The sequence below is a fragment of the Gordonia sp. VNK1 genome (assembly GCF_040049135.1).
Taxonomy (GTDB): Bacteria; Actinomycetota; Actinomycetes; order Mycobacteriales; family Mycobacteriaceae; genus Gordonia; species Gordonia oleivorans.
Genome location: NZ_JBDZDJ010000015.1, coordinates 123,172 through 129,658 on the forward strand (window position 1 = coordinate 123,172; position 6,487 = coordinate 129,658).

Sequence of the window (6,487 nt, forward strand, 5' to 3'; positions counted from 1 at the left end):
GCACCCAGTTCGGCTCAGCCGAAGATGACTCCCGGGTTGAGCAGCCCGTCGGGGTCGAGTGCGTCCTTGATCGCCCGCATGGCCGCGAGGTCGACCGGCGATCGTCCCAGATGTGTCCACGCGGTCTTGGCGCGGCCGATCCCGTGTTCGGCACTGATACTGCCCCCGTGACCCGCGACGATGGTGAACACCCGGTCGGTGACCTCGGTGGTGTGCTCGACCGGCACGTCGAGCAGATTGACGTGTACGTTGCCGTCGCCGACATGCCCGAAAAGGATGGGGCGGCAGGCGAAATCGAGCTCGCCGGGCAACGCCTCGAGTTCGGTGACGGCGGCAGGCAACTCCCGGATCGGGAAGGACACGTCGAGTTTGACGACCGGTGTGGTGGTGGAGCGGGCGATGGATTCGGTGTGGCTTTCACGCACCTCCCACAGGGCCCGCGCCGGCCCGGGTTCGAGCACCGCGTCGACGATGCCGGTGCCGTTCTCGAGGAGGTCGACCACCAGTTCCTCGGGGTCGCCGGCCCCGGACACCTCGAGCAGCAGATAGTACGGGGCCGGGGTGGCCACCGGCCGCCGGGTTCCGTGCTCGTGCACCAGGTCCAGACCCGCCTGCGTCATCAGTTCGGCGGCCTCCACGGTCAGGCCCGCCTCCCGGGCCTGACCGATCAGGGCGATGGCGTCGTCGACGCGATCGTGCGCCGCCACCAGCACGACGGTGGCCGAGGCGGCGGTGACCAACCGGAACAGCACCCCGGTGATCACCGCGAGGGTTCCCTCGCTGCCGGCGAGGAGGCCCGGGATGTCGTATCCCACATTGTCTTTCACCAACGGCGACCAGCGTCGCAGCACCTGCCCGTCGGCGCGGACCGCCTCTATCCCGAGGATCTGCGCGCGGGTGTTGCCGTGCCGGATCATCCGCACCCCGCCGGCATTGGTCGACACCACCCCGCCGGCCGTCGCGGACTCCCGGGAGGCCAGGTCGACGGGAAACATCAGACCCACCGACTCGGCGCGGGCATCGATCGCGGCGATGGTGGCACCGGCCTGCGCTCCGACGGTCGCGCCGACCTCGTCGACGTCGTCGATGTCGGTCATGCGTGCGGTCGACAACAGGATGAGACCGTCGTCGCCCGGAGCCTCCGGCGGCGGAACCGAACCGCCGACCAGCCCGGTGTTGCCACCCTGCACGCAGATCCTAATCCGTTGTGCCGCACACTCTCCGACGACATCCGCGACCTCGGCGGTGGTGCGCGGCCGGATCACCGCGTCGGCGTGGCCGTGGTAGCGGCCCATCCAGTCGGTCAGATACCCCGCCATCGCGTCGGGGTCGGTGAGGACGTTGGCATCGCCGACGATAGAACGCATCCGATCGAGGACACTCGGGTTGATGGTCACCTCTCCATTATCGACGCCGGGGCCACTCGTGCGGAGGAGTCGGATGTCCTCAGATCGCCTCGGTCACCGGAACGTCGCCGTCGTTGAATTCGATGACCTTGCCGACGGTGTCCGGTGCCGCGATCACCGCGGCGGCGACCTGCGCCACATTGTCCCGGCTCACCTCACCCTTCGAGTCGACCCCGCCACCGACCTCGACGCGGCCCGAACCGGGTTCGTCGGTGAGCCGCGACGGCCCGAGGATCGTCCACTGCAGTGGCGAGTCCTTCAGATGTGTGTCCGCGGCGGCCTTGGCCTCGGCGTAGGCGAAGAACGAATTCTCCTCCGGCACACCGTGATCTGGTCCGGCACCGTAGTAGGACACCATCACGAAACGATTCACTCCGGCCGAGGATGCGGCGTCGATGGTGCGGATCGCCGCATCGCGGTCGACGGCGTAAGTGCGGGCCGGGTCGCCACCACCGGCCCCGGCCGACCACACGATGACGTCGTGTCCGGCCAGCACCGACGCGATCGACGCGGTGTCCAGGTTCTCCACGTCCGCCACCACGGGGCTCGCGCCGGTGGCCGCGACGTCGTCGACCTGCGATTCCGTCCGGATCACCGAGGTCACCGAGTCGCCGCGTCCGGTCAGGATGCGGGCCAGCCGCAACGCGATCTTGCCGTGTCCTCCGATGATCACTACCTGTGTCATGTCGCCTCACTTCGTCGTCGTCGATGAATGTCTGCGTATCTCCCAACGTAGCGATCCGGACCTGTAGTCCGCTTTACCATTCGATTACTTAGCAACAAGCAACTATATTTCTCGGTATCCCACCCACCGAAAGGCGTCCGCCATGTCCGCATCCACCGATGAACTGCGCACCGCGCCGACGGTCGATGTCGCCGTGCTCTACCACCAGTGGGTGCGCATCACACGGGCGTTGCGGGCCGGCGGGCAGGGAAACCTCAGCGCCGGGGTCGCCTCGGCACTGTGGACGATCATCAACCACGGCCCACTTCGCCTCTCCGCGCTGGCCGAACGCGAATCGGTCTCACTGCCGACGATGTCACGGATCGTGGGCAACCTCGAACAGGGCGGTTACGTCGAACGGCTCCCCGACCCCGACGACGGACGGGCCCGCCAGCTCGCCGCGACCCCGGCCGGCACCGAACTCATCAACCACGCCAAGTCGAAGAAGGCGCTGATGCTCGCGGACGCGCTGGACCGTCTCGACCCGCAGACCCGCGCCGAACTCACCCGCGGCATCGCCGCCCTCGCCGACGTCCTGACCGACGGCGAGTGCTCCACGCTCGGAGTCGATCGATGACGCGATCCGACGAGTGACGCCACGCCCCGTCAGCCGACCCAGCCCCACCACGTCAGGAGACACCATGACCGCCGCCACCGCGGCCCCCACGGCTTCCGATCTCGGGCCCCACTACAAGTGGATCGCCCTGTCCAACACCACCCTCGGCATGTTGATCGCGACGATCAACAGCTCAATCGTGCTGATCGCGCTGCCCGATATCTTCAAGGGCATCAACCTCAATCCGCTGGAGCCGGGCAACACCAGCTACCTGCTCTGGATGATGATGGGATTCCTCGTCGTCACCGCGGTTCTCGTGGTGAGCTTCGGCCGGCTCGGTGACATGTTCGGGCGCGCCCGGATGTACAACATGGGCTTCGCCATCTTCACCGTGTCGTCGATCTTCCTCGCCATCACCTGGTTCGACGGTCCCGAAGCGGCCATCTGGCTGATCTTCTGGCGCATCATCCAGGGCATCGGTGGTGCATTCCTGATGGCCAACTCCTCGGCCATCCTCACCGACGCCTTCCCGGCCAATCAGCGTGGTCTGGCCATGGGCATCAACGGCGTCGCGGCCATCGCCGGCTCCTTCCTGGGCCTGATCATCGGCGGCCTGCTCGCCCCGATCCAGTGGCACTACATCTTCCTGGTCTCGGTCCCGTTCGGCGTCATCGGCACCATCTGGGCGTACCTGAAGCTGCGCGACACCGGCGTCCGCCGCAAGGCCAAGATGGACTGGTGGGGTAACACCACCTTCGCCATCGGCCTCGTCGCGATCCTCGTCGGCATCACCTACGGCATCCAGCCCTACGGCACCTCCAACATGGGCTGGGGCAATCCCTGGGTGCTGGCCGCACTGATCGGCGGTGCGCTGATGCTGGCCGCGTTCGTCATCATCGAGACCCGGGTGGACAGCCCACTGTTCGAGCTGTCGCTGTTCAAGAACCGTTCCTTCACCTTCGGCAACATCGCGAACCTGATGGCGTCCATCGGGCGTGGTGGTCTGCAGTTCATCTTGATCATCTGGCTGCAGGGCATCTGGCTGCCGCAGCACGGCTACGACTACACCAAGACCCCGCTGTGGGCCGGTATCTACATGGTCCCGATGACTGTCGGCTTCCTGCTCAGTGCACCGGTGTCCGGCGCCCTGTCGGACAAGCTGGGCACCAAGTGGTTCACCACCATCGGCATGCTGATCACCGCCGGGACGTTCGCCGGCCTGATCGCGATCCCGGTTGACTTCAGCTACTGGGTGTTCGCACTGATCCTGCTCATCAACGGCATCGGTATGGGCCTGTTCGCCTCGCCGAACCGTGCCGAGGTGATGAACAGCCTGCCGATCACCTCCCGCGGCTCCGGCGCCGGCATGATGACGACCTTCCAGAACGCGGCGATGGTGCTGTCCATCGGGCTGTTCTTCTCGATGATGATCGCCGGTCTCAGCGAGCATCTGCCCACCGCGATGTACGACGGCCTCACCGCCGGCGGAATGCCCTCGGCACCGGCCGACTCCATCGCGCACCTGCCCACGGTCGGCATCCTGTTCGCGGCGTTCCTGGGCGTCAACCCGATCCAGGAGGTCGGTGGCCAGGCGCTACAGGGTCTGCCGCAGGCCAGCATCGATCACCTCACCGGTCTCGAGTTCTTCCCGCACCTGATCAGCGATCCGTTCTCCGACGGTCTGACCGCGGCCTTCACCTTCGCCCTGGTGTGCTGCCTGATCGGTGCCGTCGCCTGCCTGTTCACCGGCTCCAAGACATCGGTCCCGGAGTCTGTCGACGAACCCGCGGAGTCGCTCGGCGAGGAACTCGCCGCCGTGGCCGCCGACGCCTCCGGCGAGGCCCCCTCGGAGTTGGTGGTCGACGACATCGTCGATCAGGAACCCGCGGGACGCCGGTAGGCGCGTCCGGACTCAGCCGCTGACCGCCGACAGCATCGCCAGCTTCTCGTGACTGTCGCTGCCCGGTACGGCCGTGTAGACCAGCAGGATCTGCGCGGTGTCCGGATCGAGGAGTGTCTGACAGAACACCTCGATGAGTCCGAGTTGCGGATGCACGATCCGCTTCTCGGTGTCGGCGAGTGAGGTTGCGACGTCGTGCCGGTCCCAGAGTTCGGCGAACGCCGCACTTTCGCGACGCAGCGCATCGGCGATCTCCGCGGCCCGCGAGCGCGGCCCGTCGCGGGTGACGGCGGCCCGCAGGCGTGCGGTGTGGGCGGCGGCGTGATGATCGTGATCCTCGGCCGGAAATCGACCGCGCGTCTGCGGGTCGGTGAACCATCGGTAGACGATGCTGCGCCGATACCCGGTCAGCACCGAATCGTCACCGAGCAACGCCACCGCCATTGCCGTCTGCCGCAACGTCTCCCCCGCACCGTTGACCACCATCGCCGGGGTGTCGGCGAGCCGGTCGACGATGCGCATCATGCCGGGACTGACATGATCGTCGCGGCCCACCCGGTCGGGCGCGTTCAACCCGGCGAGCCGGAACAGGTGGTCGCGCTCGTCGAGACCGAGGTGCATCGCCTGCGCGATGGCGGCGACCATCTGATCCGACGGATGCGGTCCGCGTTGCTGTTCGAGCCGGCTGTAGTAGTCGGTGGACATTCCGGCGAGCGCCGCGACCTCCTCGCGCCGCAGTCCGGGTGCCCGACGTCGCGCGCCGGGCGGCAGACCCACGTCGGCGGGTTGCAGGGCTTCGCGCCGGGCACGCAGGAACTGCGCGAGGCCCGCACGGTCGATGGACGTCATGACTCCACTGTTACCCGGTCGCCGCGACCCCGCCCAGGGATCGGCGGTCCCTGGATGACTGCGGCCTGGTGGCCGGTCGGTGAGCGCGATGAAGTGGAGTCATGAACCTCACCGACAACACCATCTTCATCCCCGGCGCCACCTCGGGTATCGGGCTCGCCCTCGCACTGCGACTCCACGAGCGGGGCAACACCGTCATCATCGGCGGTCGACGCACCGCACTGATGGACGAGATCGCCGCGGCCCATCCGGGTATCGAGACTGTTCGCATCGACACCGCGGACGCCGACGACATCATGCGGGCGAGTACCGAGGTGCAGACCCGATTCCCCGACACCAATGTCCTCATCGCGATGGCCGGCATCATGCGCGCCGAAGATCTCACCGACCCGTCATTCCTCGACACCGCGGTCGCGGAGGTGACCACCAACATCCTCGGTCCCCTCCGCCTGGTCGCGGCGTTCACCGACTTCCTTTCGGGGACACCGGGCGCCACCATCATCACGGTGTCCTCGGGACTCGCCTTCACCCCGATGGCCACCACCCCCACCTACAGCGCCACCAAGGCGGCCATCCACTCCTTCACCGACTCCCTACGAATGCAGTTGGCGCCCAACGGGATCAGCGTCCTCGAACTGGTTCCGCCGGCGGTGGCGACCGACCTGATGCCCGGTCAGGCGGAGGCCGAGTGGGCCATGCCGCTGTCCGACTTCGTCGACGAGGTGCTGACACTGCTGCCCGACGCCACCGACGAGATCCTCGTCGAACGCGTCAAGGCCCTGCGGTACTCGGAGGCCGACGGAACGCGCCGGGACATGATGGGCGCACTGGCCCGGCTGCACTGACTCATCCCCCTGCACCCTCAGATCGGTGATCGCAGTCGTCTACGGGTGGTGGCGCGGTTGCGGGTGGTTCGGCGTGGTCTGTGGCGGATGGGTGGGTGGGGGTGTGCTGGTTGTGGCGCCGGGGGTTGGGGTCTGATGAGCGGTGGTGCGATGCTGCGGTAGGTGTGGCCGGTGGGGGTGCGGATGTCGAGGGTGTGGGGGCCGTCG

At 67.4% G+C, this 6,487-nt stretch carries 6 protein-coding genes; 3 read left to right on the forward strand and 3 right to left on the reverse strand.

Annotation, left to right across the window (positions count from 1 at the left end; genetic code table 11):
• Positions 1 to 14 precede the first annotated feature (14 nt).
• Both ABLE94_RS18185 and ABLE94_RS18190 read right to left on the reverse strand, forming a co-directional pair.
• Positions 15 to 1,367 carry an FAD-binding oxidoreductase gene (locus ABLE94_RS18185; RefSeq protein ID WP_348809460.1) on the reverse strand — a complete coding sequence of 451 codons (1,353 nt, stop codon included), beginning with the start codon at positions 1,365 to 1,367 and terminating at the stop codon, positions 15 to 17.
• A gap of 79 nt (positions 1,368 to 1,446) precedes the next feature.
• Positions 1,447 to 2,091, reverse strand: coding sequence for an SDR family oxidoreductase (locus ABLE94_RS18190; RefSeq protein ID WP_348804395.1), 645 nt, complete (start codon positions 2,089 to 2,091; stop codon positions 1,447 to 1,449).
• Between the two features lie 142 nt (positions 2,092 to 2,233).
• On the opposite strand from ABLE94_RS18190, the gene ABLE94_RS18195 reads away from it, so the two are divergent.
• Positions 2,234 to 2,707, forward strand: a complete 474-nt coding sequence (locus ABLE94_RS18195; protein WP_348804396.1) for a MarR family winged helix-turn-helix transcriptional regulator — start codon at positions 2,234 to 2,236, stop codon at positions 2,705 to 2,707.
• A 64-nt stretch (positions 2,708 to 2,771) separates the two neighbouring features.
• Entirely contained in the window at positions 2,772 to 4,586 is a 1,815-nt protein-coding gene (locus ABLE94_RS18200) for an MFS transporter (RefSeq protein ID WP_348809455.1), read from the forward strand.
• A 12-nt stretch (positions 4,587 to 4,598) separates the two neighbouring features.
• Here ABLE94_RS18200 and ABLE94_RS18205 read toward each other — a convergent pair whose 3' ends face one another.
• On the reverse strand, positions 4,599 to 5,435 hold the full coding sequence (locus ABLE94_RS18205) for a helix-turn-helix transcriptional regulator (RefSeq protein ID WP_348809456.1): 837 nt from the start codon (positions 5,433 to 5,435) through the stop codon (positions 4,599 to 4,601).
• A gap of 101 nt (positions 5,436 to 5,536) precedes the next feature.
• On the opposite strand from ABLE94_RS18205, the gene ABLE94_RS18210 reads away from it, so the two are divergent.
• Positions 5,537 to 6,280 carry an SDR family oxidoreductase gene (locus ABLE94_RS18210; protein ID WP_348809457.1) on the forward strand — a complete coding sequence of 248 codons (744 nt, stop codon included), beginning with the start codon at positions 5,537 to 5,539 and terminating at the stop codon, positions 6,278 to 6,280.
• Positions 6,281 to 6,487 lie beyond the last annotated feature (207 nt).